The following is a 21014-nucleotide window of genomic DNA, read 5'->3' on the forward strand; positions in this document are numbered from 1 at the left end:
GAAGTAATATCAAATCGTATCCCAATATCCACTAATATCATTTAAATGCTTTAGTCGTTTTGTAAACCCGTATAACTATAGAAAAAGCCCCGATTTGGGGCTTTTTATATTTCTGGATTGGTTTACTTTTTATCGCCATTGTCAGTGTCCCCACTGACAATTTTCTCCTTCGAATCTCACTTTCCCTTACTAAAATGTGTCATCATCAAAATCGACCCGGCGGTGCCGTCCATCGTGGGTTCGTTGGTGCTGTAATCGCCCACATCGTCATGGTAGACGACATGTTCATTTTGGAATTGGGCAAAAACATCCGGTTTCAAAAGCCTCAAACCAAGCAGATTGTTGTAAATCGAAGTATAGACCGGTCCATCCACCAAACCTCCGGGCACCTGCATACCCAACAGCACAAAGGGCGCTGTATGCACCTCCACAGGATATTCTCCTCGTTCAGGCATTTTGGTAAACATGGATGTTCCCCAAGGATTTCTACCAAAAAGCCAATCCCGCTGCGCATTCAAAAAGGGCTCAAACTGCTTGTCACCGCTCATTTTCTCATACAATATCACCTGTGTGGCCAAGCTTGTCAAGAGATTATTGCTGCACCAAATGAAAGGAACTCCCACGTGAAAAGGGTTTTGCTGCGCCCGCTTCAATGTATATTTGATTCCGTCAAAGTAATATCCCTCCAAAGTTTTTTTGAAATCAGCATCCACAACGCCATGAAGTGCAAAATGTCCCATGTTGATAAAGGGATACAACTGGTAATGGGAAGCAGAATCTTTGACCGTCCAACTGTCAGATGTGTTGCTCAGTACAGCATATTTTTTGGCTTGTTCCAGGTAGTTTTTGTCCTTGGTGGTTTTATACAATTCGGCAGCCGCCCACTCCATGTCATCCGCCCATGTTTCTTCATTGTAGCGGTAAGGCGCACCGTAGGAGTTCCCCTGTTGGTAGCCTTCCTGCTTCCTGCCCATTTGGTAGAGTGAAATGGCCGCTTTCCGACATGTCCCGGCAAACTCCGGATCTTTCAAATCCTTTTCCCAGATCCTTGACGCCAAAGCCAAAGCCGCAGCACTTCTTCCGGCAAGGTTGGCCACTCCGGTTGCTTCACTTTGGTACTTCATCAGGCCCTGTGGCTTTCCTGTAGCAAAGTATGCTGCCCGGTAGGAATTGGCACCCCAACCATAATCCGCATTGTCTTTGTTTGGAATCTTAAAACCCCTGTGGTCCCTGTCGTCAGCTACCTGATGGAAAAGTTGGTCAGGTGCCGGATGCATTTTTAGAATCCAATCAAGGCCCCACTTAGCTTCGTCCAATACGTCTGCAATTCCGTTTGGACCGGATTGTCCCAAGGCATTTACCTTGTCCTCAAACCTGTCAGGGTACAGTTCATACGCCATCAGCATGTGCGCAGTCGCATAGCTGGAAGTGATGAGGTACTTGAGTTGGTCGCCGGCATCGTGCCAACCGCCACTCAGGTCCACATAGGTGCTATCTGCCTTCGGGCCAAAAAATGTCCGTCCGTCTTTTGCATGGCAGACCATGTCCAAAGTGGGATTGTAACCACATCGCTGCTGCCGCATAAATTCTAATAGAGATTCCTGTTGTCCGGTGTAGGCCTCCTCTCCGATCGGAAAAACCGATGATTGGCTTTTGCTTTTTTTCCCTTGGAGAAAATAGGCTCCGGGTTCGGTGACTTGGGAAAAATCAGCTTCCCAATACAGGAAACCTCCCCATTCGTTGGTTTGGAGTCTTTCGGGCTTGATTTCCAAAGCTACTTTTCCTGTGGCTTGGTTGATAAGTTGGAAGTTTTCTTTGACAGTATTCTTACTGAAAACGACCGCAACTTTGGTATCGGAAGGCAGGTAACCTAGTTGGTTGATGCGGATGTGGGTCTCTTCATTGGAAAAGAGATTATTCAGTAAAATCAGAAAAACCGACAATGTCTTAAAATTTAGCAACATGCTCTTTCAATTTTGGGTAATTGATGAATGGAGATTTTCAAGTGGATTCAAGATTGAAAATAGCAAAATTGGAACTGAATAGTTTTGTTATTTGCTTATCGGTATTAAATTGATGTTCATTTCCATTTTAGATTTATAAAAACCATGAGTCACTTAGTCATTAATCCCGGAACCGAAAAAGAAAAGGCATTTTTGAAAGAATTACTTCAAAAACTTGGCTATGAATCTGTCGAGATTGATTTGGAAGAAGCTGAGGACATTTCACTTTTGGACATGATGGTTAAAGAAAAAAAAGGCGATTATGTTTCTAAATCAGAGGTTTTAAAAGCTTTAGGCAAAAAATGAATTTACTTTTTGAAAAATCTTTTTTAAAGGATGTTGAAAAACTCAAAAATGATGACATCAAACTGGAAGTGATTGAAATAATCAATCTTTTGGAAGAGATAAAATCATTTGATTCTATCAATAACCTTAAAAAATTAAAGGGTCATAAAACCGCATATAGAATTAGGATGGGTGATTATAGACTCGGGCTTTTCTTTGAAAATGGAAATCTCATCCTAACAAGGTTTCTCCATAGAAAAGATGTTTATAAAAAATTCCCCTAAGTTTTTTTTCCCTTTCCTCTTTACTTTCAAATTAATTCTTTCAAGAAGAATTCGCCGACCAGGAAACAGGATTTCAAAGATGATCATCGGTTCGACTATTTTTTTGAATAAAAAACCAAAATAAACGACCGTACAAATATCATTGACAGCATAAAATAGACTTTTTGATTATCTTAAAAATTCATTTCCAATCCCGTCCCTATGAACATCAACCCAAGATCAATCTTCCAATTCTTGATCTGCTTTTTGGTCAGTTCAAGCTTATTGGCCCAAACCACTTCCATCAAAAAATCTCCTCCCCTTTCCGAAGCTGCAGCCCAAAACGTGGGCATTTCTCCCGAAAGGTTAAAGAAATTGGATGCGATGTTGGAGGAATCCATCAAAAATGAAGAATTGCCTGGATTAGTAGCGCTCATCGTCCGTAACGGTAAAATCGTGTACCACTCTGCAAAAGGCTTTGCAGATGTTGAATCCGGCAAACCCATGCAGAAAGATGCGATTTTTAGAATTGCCTCCCAGACAAAAGCCATCACCTCCACTGCGGTCATGATGCTTTGGGAAGAAGGAAAATTCAGGTTGGACGATCCGATTTCTAAGTTTATCCCTGAATTCAAAAACCCGCAGGTTCTTAAAGGTTTTCATTATGCTGACACTAGCTTTAGTACAGTACCTGCAAATCAGGATATCACGATAAGACATTTGTTGACACATAGTGCAGGGATAGGTTATGGTGGTATCGATCAGGATGAGCGGATGAGGATGATTTATCAAAAAGCAGGAATCGTTGATGCTTTTGATACCAAGGGTATGACGAATGAGATAAACATTAAGAAATTAGCAAAACTACCTCTTCATCAGAATCCGGGCGAGAAATTTATTTATTCTATGAGCATTGACGTTTTGGGGTATTTGGTGGAAATTGTTTCAGGGATGCCATTGGACAGATTTTTCAGGGATCGTATTTTTTCACCTTTGGGGATGAAGGATTCCTGGTTTTACCTGCCTGAGAACTTAGCCCCTAGATTGGTGAATCTTTATTTTTCTGAGAATGGCTCTTGGATCACAACGCCTAAAGGATTTATGTGGGACACATCTTATCCCATTTCAGGTTCAAAAAGCCTCTTTTCCGGAGGGGGAGGATTAAGTAGTACTTCCATGGATTATGCTATTTTTTTACAGATGTACCTTAATGGAGGAGAATATAACGGTGTTCGGATTTTGAGCAGGAAAACAATTGAGACCATGATGGCTCACCAATCGGTCGATTTAAGTGGAGATGAAGGAATATATCATGGTCTTGCCTTTGCGGTCGCTTCCGAAAAAACGATTTCAATAGGTGGATCTGGAAGTGTCGGGACTTTTCAATGGGGAGGTGCTTTCAATACCCAGTATTTTGCCGATCCGAAAGAAAACCTGATAGGCATAATCATGAAACAAACACTTGGCGTAGACGAAATTATAGGAGGAAACTTTAAACAAAGAGTATATTCCCTCTTGGAAAACTGAATCTGCCCTTTGACCAAAACAAATAATTATACCCTTAAACACTAAATCCAAATGACCTCATTGATCAAAAAAATCATTTTTGTTTTTGTATTCCAGTTTGTGTGCATACTTGGAATAGCCCAAACCACTTCCATCAAAAAATCTCCTCCTCTATCTGAGGCTGCAGCGCAAAGTGTGGGGATTTCTCCCGAGCGGTTAAAGAAATTAGATGCCATGTTGGAGGAGTCCATCAAAAATGAAGAATTGCCCGGTTTGGTAGCGCTTATCGTCCGCAACGGTAAAATCGTCTATCACTCGGCGAAAGGATTTGCAGATGTGGAATCCGGCAAGGCAATGCAAAAAGATGCGATTTTCAGGATCGCGTCCCAGACAAAAGCCATCACCTCAACAGCTGTCATGATGCTGTGGGAAGAAGGGAAATTCAGGTTGGACGATCCGATATCGAAATTTATCCCTGAATTCAAAAACCCTCAGGTTTTGCAGAATTTCCGCTTTGGCGACACTTCCTACACGGCTGTTGCCGCCAATAAGGAAATCACCATCCGCCACCTGTTGACCCATACTTCAGGTTTGGGCTATGGCGTGATCGATGGAGACGAGAGGATGCGGATGATTTACAACAAAGCCGGGATCATAGACCTCTACACGACAGAAAATATCAGCATCGGGGATAATGTGAAGAAGTTGGCCAAACTGCCACTCCATCACAATCCGGGAGAAAAATTCACTTATTCCGAAGGATTGGATGTATTGGGATATTTGGTCGAAATCGTGTCAGGCAAGCCATTCGATCAGTTTTTGAGAGAGCGATTATTTGAGCCTTTGGGCATGCAGGATACCTGGTTTTACCTTCCTGAGGCAAAAGCTTCAAGATTGGTTACCATCCACCGCAAAGCAAATGGCAAATGGGAAGGTTTTCCGACCACTTTCTATGATCCCAATTACCCCATTACCGGAGCAAAAAGATTCTTCTCGGGAGGGGCTGGACTTTCCAGCACTGCCAAAGATTACGCCACTTTCCTTCAGATGTATCTCAATGGTGGAGAACTCAATGGTGTCAGAATCCTTAGCCGAACTACCATCGAAACCATGATGCAAAATCAGACCGGAAATCTTTGGGGCGGAGGAAAGCATTACGGGTTGGCTTTTGGTGTGGTCAATGAGAAAGGAATCGCCGAAGGAGGTGCAGGAAGTGTGGGAACATTCGATTGGGGAGGCTATTTCAACACCCAATATTTTGCCGATCCCGAGGAAAAAATCATCGGCATCCTCATGAAACAAACCCAACAAATCAGCGAGGAAACAGGCTGGAAATTCCGTCAGATGATATTCACTTTGGTGGATGATTGAGGGATAGTTTGACAGACCACAGTCCACCGTCGACTGTGGATTCACTTGAACTTAAGGTTTTTTTTATCTTGCTTATATCTTGATAGACTAATTGAAAAGATAATTATTGGGTAATTTAAATGAACCGACTGCCAGAAAAATTAAATAATGAATATTAGAGAAGCTAGGATTAATGACATAAAACAGATCCAAATCGTAAGAAATTCTGTCAAAGAAAATACTTTGTCTAATCCTGATTTAGTGACAGACAAGGATTGTGAAGTATTTATTACAGTAAGAGGGAAAGGTTGGGTTTGTGAAATTGAGAAACAAATTGTTGGATTTGCAATAGTTGACTTGAAAGAGAATAACATTTGGGCTTTATTTTTAGACCCTAAATTTGAGAGAAAAGGAATTGGACAAATATTACACAAGACAATGTTGGATTGGTATTTTACCCAGACAAAAGAAAAAGTTTGGTTAGGAACAGGTTTTGACACGAGAGCAGAAAAATTCTACAGAAAAGCAGGTTGGAAAGAAGTTGGAACACACGGAACAAAAGAAATCAAATTTGAAATGACATTTAATAACTGGACAACAAGCCAACACCGCTAATCGATTAGAAATATGAACATTAATCCAATGTTTTTCCTCTCAAATCACCGCAGATATTCTTTCGACACACAACTCTGCCAAAAACTTTGGGATCAGATAAAAGTCACCACCTGTCTGCTGAAAAGCAGCTTCTCTTGAACTGCAGGGCTTGTTTGGTTTTGATTGGGATAAGAAATTGAAAATGCTAAAAAGAAGAATTGAAAGTCAGGTAAGAACCTGGCTTTTTTTATTTTGGCAAAAATCTGTGATTATTCTTCAAAGGCTCTTGATCTCTCATACCTGACTTTTACAAGACTTTATATAAACCCAAATAAAAAACCAAATGGACGGATTGGATATTTAGAATATTAGTTTTATGTTTAGATATTTGAAATACCGCCAAAGGGCCTATCATTTAAATATTCAGTGTAAAATTGAGCGCGTGGTTAAAATAGTTAGCGGGCATTCTCTGTACCTAAAAAAAGTTGATTTCTTCTCCTAACGAAGTTATAATTATCTTGAAAAAGATTAGATTGTACTTAATCCTGAAATAGTCAGAATAATTTAAAATATGGAAGATATAATTACTTATGAAATTGAAAATTTTAAAAATTCGTTAGCTGAGGGCCCTGACATCAAGACTATCCTTGCTAAAAAAAATAAAAATTATATTGTAAAGTCAATTGATCAAGAACTTAAAGCAAAATATTTTCAAGATGGTTGGGAACTTATTCGAGATAATGCAACTACTTCAAGAATAAAAAAAAATAAGGATCATGATATACTATTTGAAGATAAAGTTTGGTCAATCTTAGCAAACATGGGGTTTGAAACCTTAAATGCAAACTCGAATTTAAAATTACCATACACAAAAGATAAAAATATACCCGGAAGACAAATTGATGTTTTTGCTGCTGATAAAGAATCTATCCTTGTAATTGAATGTAAAAGCTCAGTTGAATTAAAAACCAAATCTTTGCAATCAGTAATTAATGATTTTGAAACTATAAAAAGAGGTAGTTATTCATTTTTAAAAGAATATTTTGGTAGTAGAAGGAAGATTAAATTTATTCTCGCAACCAATAACATAATAATTAATGACAACGATAGAAAAAGGTTGAATGAACATCAAATTGAATATTTTAACCAAGACGATATAAACTATTTCGAACAGTTAACGGCTTATCTCAGCCAAGCAGCAAAATATCAATTTTTGGGTCGAATTTTTAAAAATCAGGAAATACCTGAACTTAAAAACAAAGTTCCTGCGATAAAAGGGAAAATGGGAGGGCACACGTTTTATTCATTTTCAATTGAACCTGACACATTATTGAAGTTATCATATATCTTGCATAGTACTGTAACATCCGAGGAATCAGAGGGTGCATATCAGCGGATGGTTTCAAAATCAAGATTAAAAGAAATAGAGTTATATTTAAATAACAACGGATTTTTTCCTAATTCAGTAATTATTAATGTTGTTACACACAAAGAAAACCCTCTTTATTCTGATCCGATAAAAGCTACACATGACAGTGAAATTTCCGATTTATGCGTTTTACACCTTCCTAAAAATTACCAATCGGCGTTTATTATTGATGGTCAACACAGACTCTATGGTTATTCAAATACCGAATGGAAGTATAAAAACAGCATACCCGTTGTCGCTTTTGAAAATCTCCCTATTGAATCTCAAGTCAAAATGTTTGTTGATATAAATCACAAACAAAAAAGTGTTTCTAAAAACTTATTAACAACAATTATGGCTGATTTGAAATGGGGTTCACCCATTTATAACGATGCAATATTTGCTGTACAGTCAAAATTATTACAAAGGCTGGGAGAAAGAGATGATAGTCCCTTGTATAGAAGGGTCATAGTCGGAGAAAGTAAAAAAAGCGATCTAACTTGTGTAACACTTGATTATATCATTTCCTATGGTTTCAACAAGTCAAATTTCTTTGCTAGAACTCAAAAAAACAAATTGGTATCAACAGGACATTTATGGGTTGACAATTACTCTGAAATGTTGAATAAGTCATATCAATATTTCAAATTCATTTTTTCCTACGTTAAAAATGAAAATCTTGAAATTTGGCAAAGAGGAAATAATGAAGGGGGGTTTATTTCAATGAATGTCGGAATAATGGCTATTGTCAGAATAAGTGATACAATTTTGAATCATTTAAGACAAAATGAAGAATTGGAAGCTCAACTTACCGATGCAAAAGAATTAGCAGATTTGACAATTAAATATTTAGCTCCAATAACAGAATTAATAAATGCCTTAAATAACCAAAAAATAAAAGATTTTAGAAATGCTGGTACAGGTAATGTAGGAAGAGAAAATGTTATTCGTGAATTTCAGAAAACGATAAATGAAAGATTTAAAAATTTTGAACCCAAAGGATTATCAGAATGGGTTAGGGATAACTCAGGGAAATTCAACAATGAATCAAAATTAATTGTTGACAAAATTCAATTAGCTATACGAGATAATTTATTTAGTGAATTGAAAAATGAATTTAACGATCGTTGGTGGTATGATGGAGTGCCTAAAGAAACCCAAAAAAGATCTGCTGCTGAAGCTATAGAAAAGGGAAGTACTGAACCCCATTGGCATTTTGTATATCTTCTTGATTATTTAAAAATCATAACTGCAAATTGGTCTTTATTTAAAGATATATATTCTGATCCAAATAAGGAGGTTTACAAAGGAACAACTTATGGTAATAGTCAAAAAGAAAAAGCAACTCATTGGTTTTCATTACTAAATGAAATTAGAAAAAAAGTTAGTCACCCTGAGAGAGCTGCTGTCACTGAGTCCGAACATAAATTTTTAATTAATCTATCAAAATGGTTATTACCAAATATTTGCGAGGAAAGGGAGTTAGATAACCGTGATATCGAAGATGAAATTAATGATGAGAACGAATAGAATTACAGCTGGCAAAGGAGTAGAAAAACTAGATAATATGTCGAAAGCGTGCCTGTCCTACAGCGATTAAGTTAAATACTATACTCGGTTCACATGATTAAAGGATATGTTTGAGGTAGTAAAGTAGGAAAGATTCAGACCCCTCTGAGTGTAGTTAAAATTTAATGGTAGGACAAGGTGTAATTTGAAATTACACCTTTTTATTTTTTAAAATTTCTATTTCCGGTTAACAAAAAGTCAAAATGGTTTCGATTAAAATAAATAAAATATGTTCCATTGAATATTTAAAATAAGTAAAATGAATATACCTGAGTTATTTGAAGAGATTATCCAATATTCGCATTTTTGGAATTGGTCACCTGACTGGCAGGTTGCAAAGGATATTTATACGTCTTTCCCAAATTCATATTCAGTATTAACACCATTTGCATATTCATATTTAGAAGAATTAATTAGAACAACTACTAGTGAATATGGAATTGAAATTTTAAGGGAGGATGGAACACCGAAAAAACGGAAAGTTGGTGTTAATTTAATAAATCTAGCCCTTGAAGAAAATAAAGACAAAAGCCAAGAATTCTTAAGTCTTTTAGAAGAATTAAAGGGTTATTTTTCATTTTCAACCAAATTTGATTCAGACGATAATAGAAATAGTGTCCTTCATGGCTATATGCACTCTAGATTTTGGAGTGACAAATCATTTGAAAAGTTATTAAGTGATATTGCAAGAATGTCAAAATTTGCAAACTTTTAAAAAGTGATTTCTGCAAAAAGGCCAACTATGCTATCAATGAAGGATGGCGAATACGTCCCCTTCCAAAAAAAAATCCCGCAGTTCCAAAATCCAATTTTTAGATCCGGGAACTGCGGGAAATTATTTTTTTAGATAATGCTTAGGATGGAATTATTTCCTCGTCAATAAGCCAAAATCCAGATCGTTTCGTCATTGAATTCTTTTCTGAATCTGTTTACATTCCTTGCGGCTTCTTCCATGCTTGGATACACAGCCACTGAAAGTCTGTAATTGGAAGTTCCGTCTGTTGGAGGCACCACGTTGACTTTGTAAGTGCCGGAAAGTTCCTTAGCTCTCAAACTTGCCATATACTCTGTCTGCCAGCTTTCGATAATGATATAATGGTTGAAGTTATTGGACGGCGTGACAGTAAATGCCCCATTGATCGTAGGATCAATTTCCTCATCCTCCACTTCAGAAACGACCACTTCTACATTGACCGGTACAGCTTGGAGTTCAGGAACAGCAAGGGTCTCAATCCTTTCTTTTTGGTCCGGATCTTCAAATTTGAAAGATTCATAAGGAAGGTTCTTTTCGAAAGAAGCGAGGTTCATGATGACAAATTCTGTCCTTCTGTTTCTTTGGTGCTCTTCTTCATCACACTCCACTACATCCACACAGTCATTGACCAACCTTGATTCTCCCATTCCCTCTGACCTCACCCTACGGGAAACAATCCCTTCGGTATTGAGGTAATTCAACACTGAAAGGCCTCTTGTTTCAGATAGCTTCACATTGTATTCTGCCTTGCCCCTGGAATCAGTATGGGAATACATCTGAAGTCTGAACTGCGGATTATCCCGCATCACTTCAATGATTTTCCTCAGCTCTACGGAAGCGTCAGACCTGATGTCAGCACTGTTGTAATCATAATAGATATCAAAAATCCTGATGCCTTTGTCGAAGGATACTTTCTCGGAAAATACATTCAGATCCAGTTTGTTGTTTTGGTTTGGCTTTGTAGAAAACCCTTCTTTCACCTGATTGAAATAGCCTGAAGTTACGGTTTCAATTGTGTAAGTATTGTTGAGTGGCAAAAAGAACGTGAACCTTCCTTCATCATCACTCACCACAGAGGTATTGACTCCTGAAGCTGCGTCGGTAAGTGTCACTACGGTATTTTCGATCGGAACTCCTGTTTCTTTGTCTTTGACAACTCCTGTGACTGTAAAGAACTCCTCTTCCAATTCCTCTACGAAATAGATATCATCCAACCCCACACTTCCATTCCTATCTGAGGTTAGGAAAACCTGCCCATTTCGTGATTTGTCTTTGAAAAAGAAGAAATCATCTTTATTCGAATTGAAAGGGACACCGAGGTTTTCGGGAGTAGAAAATGAAGTCTCTACCATACTTGACTTATAAATATCCAATCCTCCCAATCCTCCCAATCCTTCGGAAGAAAAGTAAAAGATGTCATCATAAATAAAAGGCGATCTGTCATTGCCAAAGGTATTGATATCTTTTCCTAGGTTGACAGCATTGGACCATTTGTCATTTCCCAAATAATCCTGATAATAAATATCACTTCCTCCAAATCCGCCGGGCATATTGGAGGAGAAGTACAATCTCTTTTTGCTTTCATCCCAGAAAGGATCAGCGACACCATATTTCAAATTGGAATTGATGCTAAGCGACTTGGCTTCAGTAAATGTTCCGTCTGCCTTCTTTTCCTTGTATAGTATTTCAGGGTATAGGGTCAATCCAAACTTCCTTCCTTCCCGCTTGTTGGTTTCGTTTCCCGCTTCGGTCACGGTATAAAACATCATGCTACCCGACTTATGGATCGGGCCGATATGGTTTTCGTTTTGGAAAACTTTGGAAGAAGCGATATTCTCCAGGTCATCGTTGGTTTTATTCAAATTGGCTTCATATACTGTAAGGAAGCCATTGCCGGTCCAGCCATACCTTTGGTTATCAGTCAGTCCAACTGCTCCTTTTTTGTCAGACAGCCTATCCGAACTGAAGAAAATCACTCCTTCGTCTATTGTAAGACCAAATTCCGAATAGGTTGTATTCAGGGATTTCAGAGGTTTGATCTGGTATTTTGTTGGGGTGTTCAAAATCTCTTTTGCCTCACCTGCGGATTTCCTCAGCATCATCCATTTTGGTTGTTTGCTTACTTCACCGTCTTTGAGGATCATCTTGTCGAGGATCTTGGCAGACTCGTCAAATTTGGAATTGGCGATCAGTGATTCGGCATATTGGTAGGAATCCTCTGTAGTCAGTTCGTCTTTGTCTTCCAAAAACCTGTACCATGCCGCTGCTTTGCCAAAGTCCCGCATTTTGTAATTGGAATAGGCAAGACCGCGGGCAGTTTCACTGTCTTCCTTTTTTTCCCAAGCTTCTCCAAATTCATAAGAAGCATCCTTGAAATTGAATAATTCCAGCTGTTGGTTAGCCCTTTTGATACTACTGTTGTATGAAGAGCAGGAGGTCCCAACCATGATCGGGACTAAAAATAGGAGGTGTATGTATCGTTTATTCATTGTATTGGTATTTAAAAATGTCTAGGAGAGACTACCCTGACACGGTTTGGGGCAAACATGTACCCGATAGAGATATCGTGTGTGGAGAAATTCCTGACATCAAAGCCTGAAATATTATGATCGTATGCGTAGCCTACCCTGAGTCCGTTTTTAACAAAAAACTCAAATAATAAAACTACGGCTGTTCCTTTTTTCAAATTGTCAGAAGTTGCCCTGTTGGCGTAATCCAAGGCAGTCCTATAAGTGGTTCCGAACCACAATTTTTCCTTATAAACCATGGATGCAGTCAAGTCAAGCCTTGCAGGGGCATTGAAATCCTCAATCATCATGAAAGTTGGGCGGAGCGCAATATCAGGAGATAATTCTACTAATCCACCACCTGTAAGGTAAAAATGCGTTCTTGGTTCCACAAAGATATCTGTGTTTTCAGATTGGTTCCTAGGGGAGATCATATTGTCTATCGCAATTCCAAAAAATTTGCTGTCATCGTAATAGAACATTCCCAATTTGAGATCCGGATAAGAAATTTGGTTTTTTACTGCCGGGATGCTAGGGTCATTGGGATTGCTGGTGGATAGTGCCAATCCGTCAATCATCGAATTGATCAGTCCTATTCCCATCCCAAAACTCAGATAACTTGACTGTGCAATATGGAGGTGGTAAGCAATATTACCATAGACAGCATTGGTACGCTGTGCACCGATTTTGTCCGAAACACCTACTAGCCCAACTCCGATCCTGGACTCAGGCAAATACCCGTCGGCACCTATGGCAAATGTCTCCGGGCTTCCTTCGACGCCTGTCCATTGCTTTCGGTAATAGGTCTGAAGGTAAAGCTGCTCCTTGTATCCCGTATATGCAGGATTGATAAACAGTGGGTTGAACATGTATTGGCTAAACTGAGGTACCTGCTGACCAAAAAGATCTTGGGAAAGCAGCAGCCCAAAGAAAAATAGAATGGATAATTTTTTCATAATTCTACTTGATTACGGTCAGATAACCGGTGAACACTTCCTCTTGGCCATCTTGTGTGGTTAGGGTCAATTGGTAGAAGTAAGTCCCTTCACCCACTCCTTGCCCATTCCAATCATTCTGGTAATTGCTTGCTCTGAATATTTCAACACCCCAACGGTTGACGATGACGAGTCTGTTGTTTGGATATATATCCAAAAGACCTTTGACTATCCATTCCTCATTGATGCCATCACCATTTGGTGAGAAAGCATTTGGAATCGAAAACTCCATCTGTCGATGTGAAACCGTGGCGGTATTGTCCACAGGATTGGAGTCTTTCTCATTGGAAACCACCTGGGCGATATTGGTGATATCAGCGATGGACTCCGCAGTGACTTCTATCTCCAAAGTGATGATGTCACCCGGAAGGATTTCATCGATTTCAAGGATGACGGCATTTTCTGCGATATCAAAACTTACCTCTCCGATGGAGGCCGTTGCACTTTTGTATTGGACACCCGCAGGCAATGTATCGCTGAGGATGACCACAGTAGCCTTGGTGTCACTCAGGTTTTCAACAGTAAGTTTGTATTTGAAAGTACTTCCCTTGGCGACAATGTTGGCTGAAACTTCTTTGGTCAGCTTCAGGTCTACCTGATTGACTGTGAGTGCAGGGGAAGCAGCTTCCACGTCATCAAAGTTGGTGCCTTCCACCAATACTTCATTGACAACAGAACCTTCTTCCAGGGTCACCATCACGGAGATGGTCAAAGTGAGCGATTGATCCGGCGGAACAATAGGGATATTCCAAGTAACGATATTGTCTACGATCACCCCTAGATTGGAAGCTTCCATAGGGATCAGCCCTTCAGGAAGAGTATCGGTAACTACTATATTTTTTGCATCGAATTCACCATTATTGGTAATTACGATGGAGTACTCAATTATCTCACCCGGTGATGCTGAGGCAACAGATGCTTCTTTGGTCACAGCCACCTCGGTATCTTCCAAAGAATTGTTTATCGTGACCAAACTCGGAGCAGAAACCTTAGGGCCTGTAGGATCTGTAGGGGAAGTCGCAGTAGCGACATTGCTGATAACCTGCCCATCGACCAAGCTTTCAAGCGCTTTTACGGTCAATGTTAAATCAGTTTTTTGACCTGAGTTGATCGTAGGAATTGTCCATGAAACTGTTCCTGAAGCATGGGTTCCTCCATTGTCTGCACTGACGAATGTCGTTTCGACAGGTAGCACATCGGTCACTGCCACGTTTCGTGCGGTACTTGGACCATTATTGGTCACTGAAATGGTATAGACGATTTCTCCGCCTGCCAATACTTCTGGGGCAGAAGATAACTTCGTGATGGTCAAATTTGCCAGAGTGGTAATGTTAACTTCCAAGCTCGGATCTGGACTGCTTTCCACCGGATCATTAAAATCATCCGGGCTGTTTGCGATGGCGATGTTTTTGATTTTGGTTCCCGCCAAGACATCCTCCCCGACTTTCACTGCCAATACCAATGTGATGGAATCACCCGGCGCAATTGTCCCCAATAGCCAAGTCACTGTTCCTGCCGCATGTGTGCCCCCATTCCCTGTTGCGACAAAAGTAGTCCCCGCAGGTAATTGGTCAGTGACTGTCACATTGGTAGCAGGAGCATTTCCGGTATTGCTGACGTTGATGGTATATACTATTTCTTCTCCTGCATTGACAGCCGTAGCATTCGGTGTTTTATTGATTTCAAGGATAGGAGAGCTGTTGTCTATTGTGACCAAACTTGGTGGAGAGGTTTTTGGGCTTGCCGGGTCAGATGGACTGACCACTGTGGCCACATTGGTGATCACATTCCCATCAACCAAAGCTGCTGAGGACGTTACGGTCACCTGAAGGCTAACCTGCTCTCCGGATTTAATGGTACCAATCAACCAACTGACATTTCCATTGGCAAAGACTCCACTGTTAGTAGCACTGACAAAAGTGGTCTCAGCCGGAAGGGCATCGTTTACCACCACAGCAAGGGCATCACTTGGGCCGTTATTGATTACATTAATCGTATATATGATGTTTTGTCCTGAACGGATGGTAGGCCTGTCTGCGGCTTTGGAAATTACTAAATTGGATAAATTCTGAATTACTACTTCCAAAGTCGGACTATTGCTGCTTAAGACAGGTCCTGCAAGGTTTCCTGGGCTATTGGCTGTTGCAATGTTTCTAATCCTAGTGCCTGCAGGAGTACTTGGATCTGCTTTTACTACCAACACAAGGTTAATCGAATTTCCTGCCTGCAATGCACCCAAATTCCATGTAACCAGATTTGAGGCAAATGTTCCTCCGTTGTCTGCTGATACGAAAGTCGTATTTGCAGGAAGGGGATCTGTAACGATCAGGTTGTTTGCCGGTGCATTTCCTGTATTATTGATCGTGATGGTATAGGTGATGTTTTCCCCTGCATTTGCGGTAAAGGCACCCGGAAGTTTGGTGATACCAAGAACAGGAGCAATGACTTCTACCGTGACAATACTTGGAGGGGAACTGACAATATTTGTCGGATCCTGAGCACTAACCGCAGAAGCAACATTAGAAAGCTGGGTACCGTCGGTAAGGTTTGTGGCAGTTTTGACTACAAGAACCAAATCTTCCTGTTCTCCGATTGGTAGACTTGCAATTGTCCAAGTCACGGTCCCATTGGCATGGGCACCACCATTACTGGCACTCACAAAAGTAGTCCCTGTAGGCAGGACATCTGTCACGGTTACATTCGTGGCGTTGGCAGTACCAAGGTTAGAAACTGTAATTGTATAAGTGATATCGTTTCCAGGATTGACTTTTGGAGCCGCTGCCAATTTGGAAACCGTCAGTTCCGGCAATGAAACTACTGTTACCTCATTATCTGGATCAGGAGCGTTTAGCACAGGTGCAGCAATACTCGGGCTTTGTACTGACACGCCATTGATGATGACTGTTCCGTTTGGTACGGTCAACCCAACCTGAACCACAAGGTTTATGGTTCGGGTCACTCCCGGATTGATAGTTCCCAATGTCCAGGTCACAAGCCCGGCATTATGGGTTACAGAATTGTCCGCAGAGATAAAAAATGTTCCGGTAGGCAATTGGTCTGTCACGGTCACATTGGTAGCAGGAGCTGTTCCGGAGTTGGTAACTTGAATGGTATAGGAGATTAATTCTCCGGCAAACACCGTAGGGGCATTTGCCTTCTTTGTGATTGCCATTTCAGGTTTGACTTCTTCGACAATGACCTGACTTGGAGTTGAAATTTTTGGTGTAGACGGATCCGAAGGACTAACAACAGTTGCTGTATTGGTAATAACTTCACCACCTACAAAACTTCCGGTGACCCGAACTACCAGCTGAATTACCAGAGTCTGACCAGGAGAAAGAAGCCCTATGGACCAATTGACTGTGCCATTGGAATGGGTTCCTCCTCTGTCGGTAGATACAAACGTGGTTCCTGCCGGCAGTACATCTGATATGTTTACCCCTGTGGCAAAGGCATTTCCGGTATTGGAAACCGAAATCGTGTAAGTGATATCATCTCCCAATCGAACCCTTGATTTATCAGCTATCTTGGTGATGCCCAATATTGGCATGATTCCTTTGAGGACGGTTACATCGGCATTGTTAGAGGTCTTAGGTGAAGCAGGGTCATCCGGACTTGATGCCTGTGCTACGTTGGTGAGTTTTGTTCCTTCTACCACTCCAAGATTTACCAGAACTCTAACAGTCAGTACTTCTGTCTGTCCGGCGGCAATGGTTGGAAATTGCCAGGTCACAGTCCCTGTTTGGAAAACACCACCATTGGTAGCAGACACAAAAGAAGTCCCTACCGGAAGCACGTCTGTCACAGTCACATTGGTAGCCGCGTCAGGGCCGCCGTTGAATACACTTACGGTGTATAAAATTTCTCCACCAGCCTGTACAATGATGACATTGGAAACCTTGAATACTTCAAGTCCTGCTACTGCATCGAAATTCCCTTTACTTTCCGCACTGTGTATAGTGGTACCGGAAAGCACATCGGTTCCTGGTCCGGATTTTGTTGAAAAATCGGAAGTCCCTGCGGAAGAATGAAAAAAATCTGCTGATGCTTGCAGTTGAAACCATGAAATAAACAGGATGACAAGCAATACAGATTGTTTGCAAAATTGCTTCATGAACAATCTATTTTAAGTAGAAATTAATTAAGAAAAACAAACTTCGCTTTAGGCGATTTAGATAGAGTTAGGTCGAGTTTTTACTAGGGGCTTTAGGCTAATTTCCCACTATCGGCGCTTCGGGTGATTTGCCAATAAATGACAAGATTATCATTTGTTGGGCTAAAGTACATATATAGTTTGGAAATAATAATATTTTTACAAGAATCTTATTTATGGAAATTTTATCAAAAAAGGACTATGAAAAAAGGAAATCGTTCAAATTATTTTTAGGCAAAATGCCCTTTTTGAGCAGTAGGAGCATAAAGTACAAAGTACTTGTGACGAATTCCAAAAAAGTGCTAAAACCAGATTTTGGACTTTTTCCCAAATTCTTGATTTGGAAAGATTTCGGTCTAAAAAAATTTTTGAAAAAAAATAATTTTTTTTTCAACCTAAAGTCGTTTCAGATTTTTTTACAAAAAAATTACTCAAATTCCCGAAAGACGAAATGCTACTTTTACAATTTCTCTCCAAAAAAGCATGGGTGAATTAACCAAAAAAAACTCTGTTCCAAATAAGGATTCCATCCAAAAATTATTGGCGGAAATTTCCGTTCTGGAAGAGAACATCAGCATCATCGGAGGGGAAATCTCCACCTTCGAAAATACCCTCCGCCAAAAGCTTGGTTTGCTGATTTCCAGATTGGTATCCCTCAATGAAAAAATGAAGGAAAAGCAACAATTGAAAAAAGCAAAAAGGCTGGAGCAAAAGAAGCGGGGGAAAAATTATAAGGAACCTGTCCAGGTACTTTCACCAAAACCTGCCAAGAAATTTACTCCCGAATCAAGCGAAGATGAAAAGCAGGAATTGAGGCGCCTCTACAAAGAAGCCATCGTACAGGTACACCCCGACAAACTTGGGCCAAGCGAGGAAGAAGATGCTGTCAAAACAGCCACTGACCTTACCGCCCAACTCAATAATATTTATAAAAATGGGGATCTGGAACAGCTGCTCAACTTTTACCGAATCAATATTTTGGGAAATTCCGGCGAAACAAGCAATTTGACAGAAATAGTAGCTGTAAATCCCAAAATCAGGTTAGAGGCATTGAAGACCAAAAAGGAGAGTTTGGCTAGGAAGCTTCAATCTCTGGAAGCAAATTACCTATACCACGTCCTCAAAACCTACGACAATCCTTTGACATTTATCGATGAATTGGAGATACAGTTTCAGGAAAAAATCGGAAAACTGGAAAAAAGGACAAAGAAGATTTGACCTATTTGATTCTATAATTTAAGGTCAGATTGACCTGCCGGACCACATTCTGGAAATCACCCACCGTCACAAAACCCTCCCCTTCGGTGATAAACCTGTCTCTACGGGAGTTTAGAATATCTGCAATCGTCAAAATCAACTTTCCCCTTCCTTTCAGGACATCCTTGCTTCCTGACAAATCCATAAAGAAGATTGACTTTCGCTCCCCCTGAGCCGTTTTTTGATTTGCTTGGTAATTGGCCCTTAATTGGATATCGTACCCTTTTCCAAAGATGAAACGGGAATTTTGTCTGGCATACCAAGAAACAGTCGTGGCTACAAAGTCATCTTGAATGTTGCTCCCGTCTATTTTGGCATAGAAAAAGTTAAAATTGATGTCCGCTTTCCACCAAGGGAAAATGGCATAATCAGTCGTGAATTCAATCCCGTAAGCCCTTTCGGAATTGAGGTTTTCTGTGATGGTAATGGCATTTCCCTGGTTATCGACTGTCCTGATCCTGTCGATTTTGTCTTTGGTATCCCGGTAGTACATGGTTGAAAATAGTGATCCTTTCTCAAAATACTTGATGTGACCGAGTTCAAATGCGTCTGTAAATTCCGGTTCCAGGTCTGGATTTCCGCTGAAGAAATTTCTTGCATCTGAAAAAGTCACAAATGGACTCAGGTCATTGTAAACAGGTCTTCTCACCCTCCTGCTGTAGCTAATCTGCATTGCGTTTTCCTTATTGACATTGTAAGTCAGGTGCGCGGATGGGAATAAGTTGATATAATTCCTCGGGTTGACTTCGTTGGTTTTGACCAAAGTGGTCGTCACATCTGTCAATTCCGCACGCAAACCTCCCTGATAGCTGAATTTGTTGGATTTGTTTCCCAAGATGCCGTAGATGGCATGGATATTTTCTTCATAGAGAAAGATATTGTCAAGCCCGGGAATTGGAAAAAAATCACCGTTTTCATTTTTCTCCTGCACGAGAAAATCATTTTCCATATTCCTAAAACTGCTCCTCAATCCTGTCTCAAATTTTCCGCCGCCAGTACCAATCGGTTTGGTGTAATCGATCTGAATGAGGTATTGCTTTTCAAACTCATCATTGACCGAAGTCTGTACCAAAGATTGGCTTGGGTCCATCACTCCCTCGGGAGAAAAAGTGTCCTCGGTAAACAACTGATCGGAATTTTCCCAATAATCCAAATAAGTAAAGGCTGCCACAAACTCGTGACCTTTCTGCTCAAAAGAGCGCTTGTAGCTCACGATGATCTCCGAATTGGGTTCCATTTCGGTCTCGTCCTGCCTTCTTTTGCTGTAGCTCTGGAGGTTGTCTTTGGAAAAAATGTAATCGTCATACCTGATATCGGTGATCCTGTGCGCATCACTTCTCCTCCACAGATACGAACCTGTCAGGATGCTTTTTTCATTGAAATAGTAATCCAATCCCGCCCGGATATTGTTGTTGAGGCTGTTGACTACACCAGTGGTGGATTGGTCAGAAATGAAAAGAGTATCTCCTCCAAAAGCTTCCTGAAATAAGGTCCCGTTGCGCGGCTGTCTTCTTTTGGCCAAGCCATAATTGACAAACCAATTGATTTTCTTGTGCCTGTAATTCAGGTTGGCAGCCAATCCAAGATTGAGCGGATCGCCCACTGTAGCTTCAAATGAGCCGTTGAAGCCTTGGTTGTTGTCTTTTTTCAGAATGATATTGATCACTCCTGCCATCCCTTCTGCTTCGTATTTTGCTGAGGGATTGGTGATGACCTCGACGCTTTCGACCATACTCGCCGGTAGTTGCTGCAGACCACGGCTGCCTTTGAAACTGACCAAACCAGAAGGCTTCCCATCGATCAGGATCCGCACATTTCCGGATCCTCTCAGGCTGACATTTCCTTCCGTATCTACCGACACCGAAGGCAGGTTCATCAGGATATCGGCTGTCGTCCGACCGGCATTAGCCAGATCCTCACCGACGTTGAATACCCTTTTGTCCAAAGCAAGCTCCATAAAAGCCTTCTCACCTTCCACCACCACCTCAGATAGGTTGCTCATGGTCGGACTGAGCTTCAGAGATTCAAAACGGTATACCGGCTGCTCTTTTGAAACCTGAAACTCTGGGCTTTTGAATGGCTCAAAACCCATAAATTCAATCAAAGCATAGTATGTTCCAAAAGGAATATCAATGGTGAATTCGCCTTTGTCATCCGTAATATTCCCTTCGACCAGTTGCTCGGGACTTTTGTAAATGGCTACTGTGGCAAAAGAAAGGGGATTTCCTGAATTGGCATCTGTGATTATCCCTGTCACCTTACCTTTGCCTCCCTGCTGTGCTTCAAGGGAAGAAAAGAATAAAATGAAAATCGAGGTAAGGATGAAAACCAAAACCTTGGATCGGGTTTTTGATTGCTTCAGGTACGGAT

13 protein-coding genes are annotated in these 21014 nt (G+C 40.6%); 8 read left to right on the top strand and 5 right to left on the bottom strand.

From position 1 onward, the window contains the following. Positions 1–176 precede the first annotated feature (176 nt). A complete protein-coding gene (locus tag DQW11_RS21550; protein WP_113926207.1) occupies positions 177–1964 on the bottom strand; it encodes a glycoside hydrolase family 9 protein in 1788 nt (595 codons plus the stop codon). A gap of 144 nt (positions 1965–2108) precedes the next feature. Between DQW11_RS21550 and DQW11_RS21555 the strand changes: the two genes are divergently transcribed. The 7 genes from DQW11_RS21555 to DQW11_RS21585 all read left to right on the top strand — a co-directional run bounded on the left by DQW11_RS21555 (position 2109) and on the right by DQW11_RS21585 (position 9693). After that, the gene (locus DQW11_RS21555) at positions 2109–2309 is read left to right on the top strand and encodes a hypothetical protein (protein WP_113926208.1); all 201 of its coding nucleotides are present in this window, start codon (positions 2109–2111) and stop codon (positions 2307–2309) included. Next, complete coding sequence (locus DQW11_RS21560) at positions 2306–2572, top strand: type II toxin-antitoxin system RelE family toxin (protein ID WP_113926209.1); 267 nt, start codon at positions 2306–2308, stop codon at positions 2570–2572. Before DQW11_RS21555 ends, DQW11_RS21560 begins: the two co-directional genes overlap by 4 nt. Before the next feature lie 201 nt (positions 2573–2773). Further along, complete coding sequence (locus DQW11_RS21565) at positions 2774–4078, top strand: serine hydrolase domain-containing protein (protein WP_113926210.1); 1305 nt, start codon at positions 2774–2776, stop codon at positions 4076–4078. 51 nt (positions 4079–4129) lie between these two features. Beyond that, a complete protein-coding gene (locus DQW11_RS21570) occupies positions 4130–5428 on the top strand; it encodes a serine hydrolase domain-containing protein (RefSeq protein WP_113926211.1) in 1299 nt (432 codons plus the stop codon). A gap of 147 nt (positions 5429–5575) precedes the next feature. Further along, complete coding sequence (locus tag DQW11_RS21575; RefSeq protein WP_113926212.1) at positions 5576–6022, top strand: GNAT family N-acetyltransferase; 447 nt, start codon at positions 5576–5578, stop codon at positions 6020–6022. 550 nt (positions 6023–6572) lie between these two features. Next, the gene (locus tag DQW11_RS21580; protein WP_113926213.1) at positions 6573–8939 is read left to right on the top strand and encodes a DGQHR domain-containing protein; all 2367 of its coding nucleotides are present in this window, start codon (positions 6573–6575) and stop codon (positions 8937–8939) included. 298 nt (positions 8940–9237) lie between these two features. Next, positions 9238–9693: a hypothetical protein gene (locus tag DQW11_RS21585; protein ID WP_113926214.1), complete on the top strand. Its 456-nt coding sequence runs from the start codon at positions 9238–9240 to the stop codon at positions 9691–9693. 161 nt (positions 9694–9854) lie between these two features. Here the strand turns inward: DQW11_RS21585 and DQW11_RS21590 are convergent, their stop codons facing one another. Genes DQW11_RS21590 through DQW11_RS21600 form a run of 3 tightly spaced genes read right to left on the bottom strand, consistent with a single transcriptional unit; the run spans position 9855 to position 17348 of the window. Further along, the gene (locus DQW11_RS21590; protein WP_113926215.1) at positions 9855–12221 is read right to left on the bottom strand and encodes an OmpA family protein; all 2367 of its coding nucleotides are present in this window, start codon (positions 12219–12221) and stop codon (positions 9855–9857) included. Positions 12222–12232: 11 nt separating this feature from the next. After that, on the bottom strand, positions 12233–13195 hold the full coding sequence (locus DQW11_RS21595; protein ID WP_113926216.1) for a PorP/SprF family type IX secretion system membrane protein: 963 nt from the start codon (positions 13193–13195) through the stop codon (positions 12233–12235). 4 nt (positions 13196–13199) lie between these two features. Next, a complete protein-coding gene (locus tag DQW11_RS21600) occupies positions 13200–17348 on the bottom strand; it encodes a DUF7507 domain-containing protein (RefSeq protein ID WP_113926217.1) in 4149 nt (1382 codons plus the stop codon). A gap of 522 nt (positions 17349–17870) precedes the next feature. Here DQW11_RS21600 and DQW11_RS21610 point away from each other — a divergent pair. Continuing rightward, positions 17871–18605, top strand: coding sequence for a hypothetical protein (locus DQW11_RS21610; RefSeq protein ID WP_113926219.1), 735 nt, complete (start codon positions 17871–17873; stop codon positions 18603–18605). Between the two features lies 1 nt (position 18606). Here the strand turns inward: DQW11_RS21610 and DQW11_RS21615 are convergent, their stop codons facing one another. Further along, complete coding sequence (locus DQW11_RS21615; RefSeq protein WP_394337153.1) at positions 18607–20967, bottom strand: TonB-dependent receptor domain-containing protein; 2361 nt, start codon at positions 20965–20967, stop codon at positions 18607–18609. Positions 20968–21014 lie beyond the last annotated feature (47 nt).

This window comes from Cognataquiflexum aquatile (assembly GCF_003316845.1).
Lineage (GTDB): Bacteria > Bacteroidota > Bacteroidia > Cytophagales > Cyclobacteriaceae > Cognataquiflexum > Cognataquiflexum aquatile.

Bases quoted from the DNA above. Each gene is read 5' to 3' on its own strand.
- DQW11_RS21550 (WP_113926207.1), bottom strand. From the start codon at position 1,964: ATGTTGCTAAATTTTAAGACATTGTCGGTTTTTCTGATTTTACTGAAT.
- DQW11_RS21555 (WP_113926208.1), top strand. From the start codon at position 2,109: ATGAGTCACTTAGTCATTAATCCCGGAACCGAAAAAGAAAAGGCATTT.
- DQW11_RS21560 (WP_113926209.1), top strand. From the start codon at position 2,306: ATGAATTTACTTTTTGAAAAATCTTTTTTAAAGGATGTTGAAAAACTC.
- DQW11_RS21565 (WP_113926210.1), top strand. From the start codon at position 2,774: ATGAACATCAACCCAAGATCAATCTTCCAATTCTTGATCTGCTTTTTG.
- DQW11_RS21570 (WP_113926211.1), top strand. From the start codon at position 4,130: ATGACCTCATTGATCAAAAAAATCATTTTTGTTTTTGTATTCCAGTTT.
- DQW11_RS21575 (WP_113926212.1), top strand. From the start codon at position 5,576: ATGAATATTAGAGAAGCTAGGATTAATGACATAAAACAGATCCAAATC.
- DQW11_RS21580 (WP_113926213.1), top strand. From the start codon at position 6,573: ATGGAAGATATAATTACTTATGAAATTGAAAATTTTAAAAATTCGTTA.
- DQW11_RS21585 (WP_113926214.1), top strand. From the start codon at position 9,238: ATGAATATACCTGAGTTATTTGAAGAGATTATCCAATATTCGCATTTT.
- DQW11_RS21590 (WP_113926215.1), bottom strand. From the start codon at position 12,221: ATGAATAAACGATACATACACCTCCTATTTTTAGTCCCGATCATGGTT.
- DQW11_RS21595 (WP_113926216.1), bottom strand. From the start codon at position 13,195: ATGAAAAAATTATCCATTCTATTTTTCTTTGGGCTGCTGCTTTCCCAA.
- DQW11_RS21600 (WP_113926217.1), bottom strand. From the start codon at position 17,348: ATGAAGCAATTTTGCAAACAATCTGTATTGCTTGTCATCCTGTTTATT.
- DQW11_RS21610 (WP_113926219.1), top strand. From the start codon at position 17,871: ATGGGTGAATTAACCAAAAAAAACTCTGTTCCAAATAAGGATTCCATC.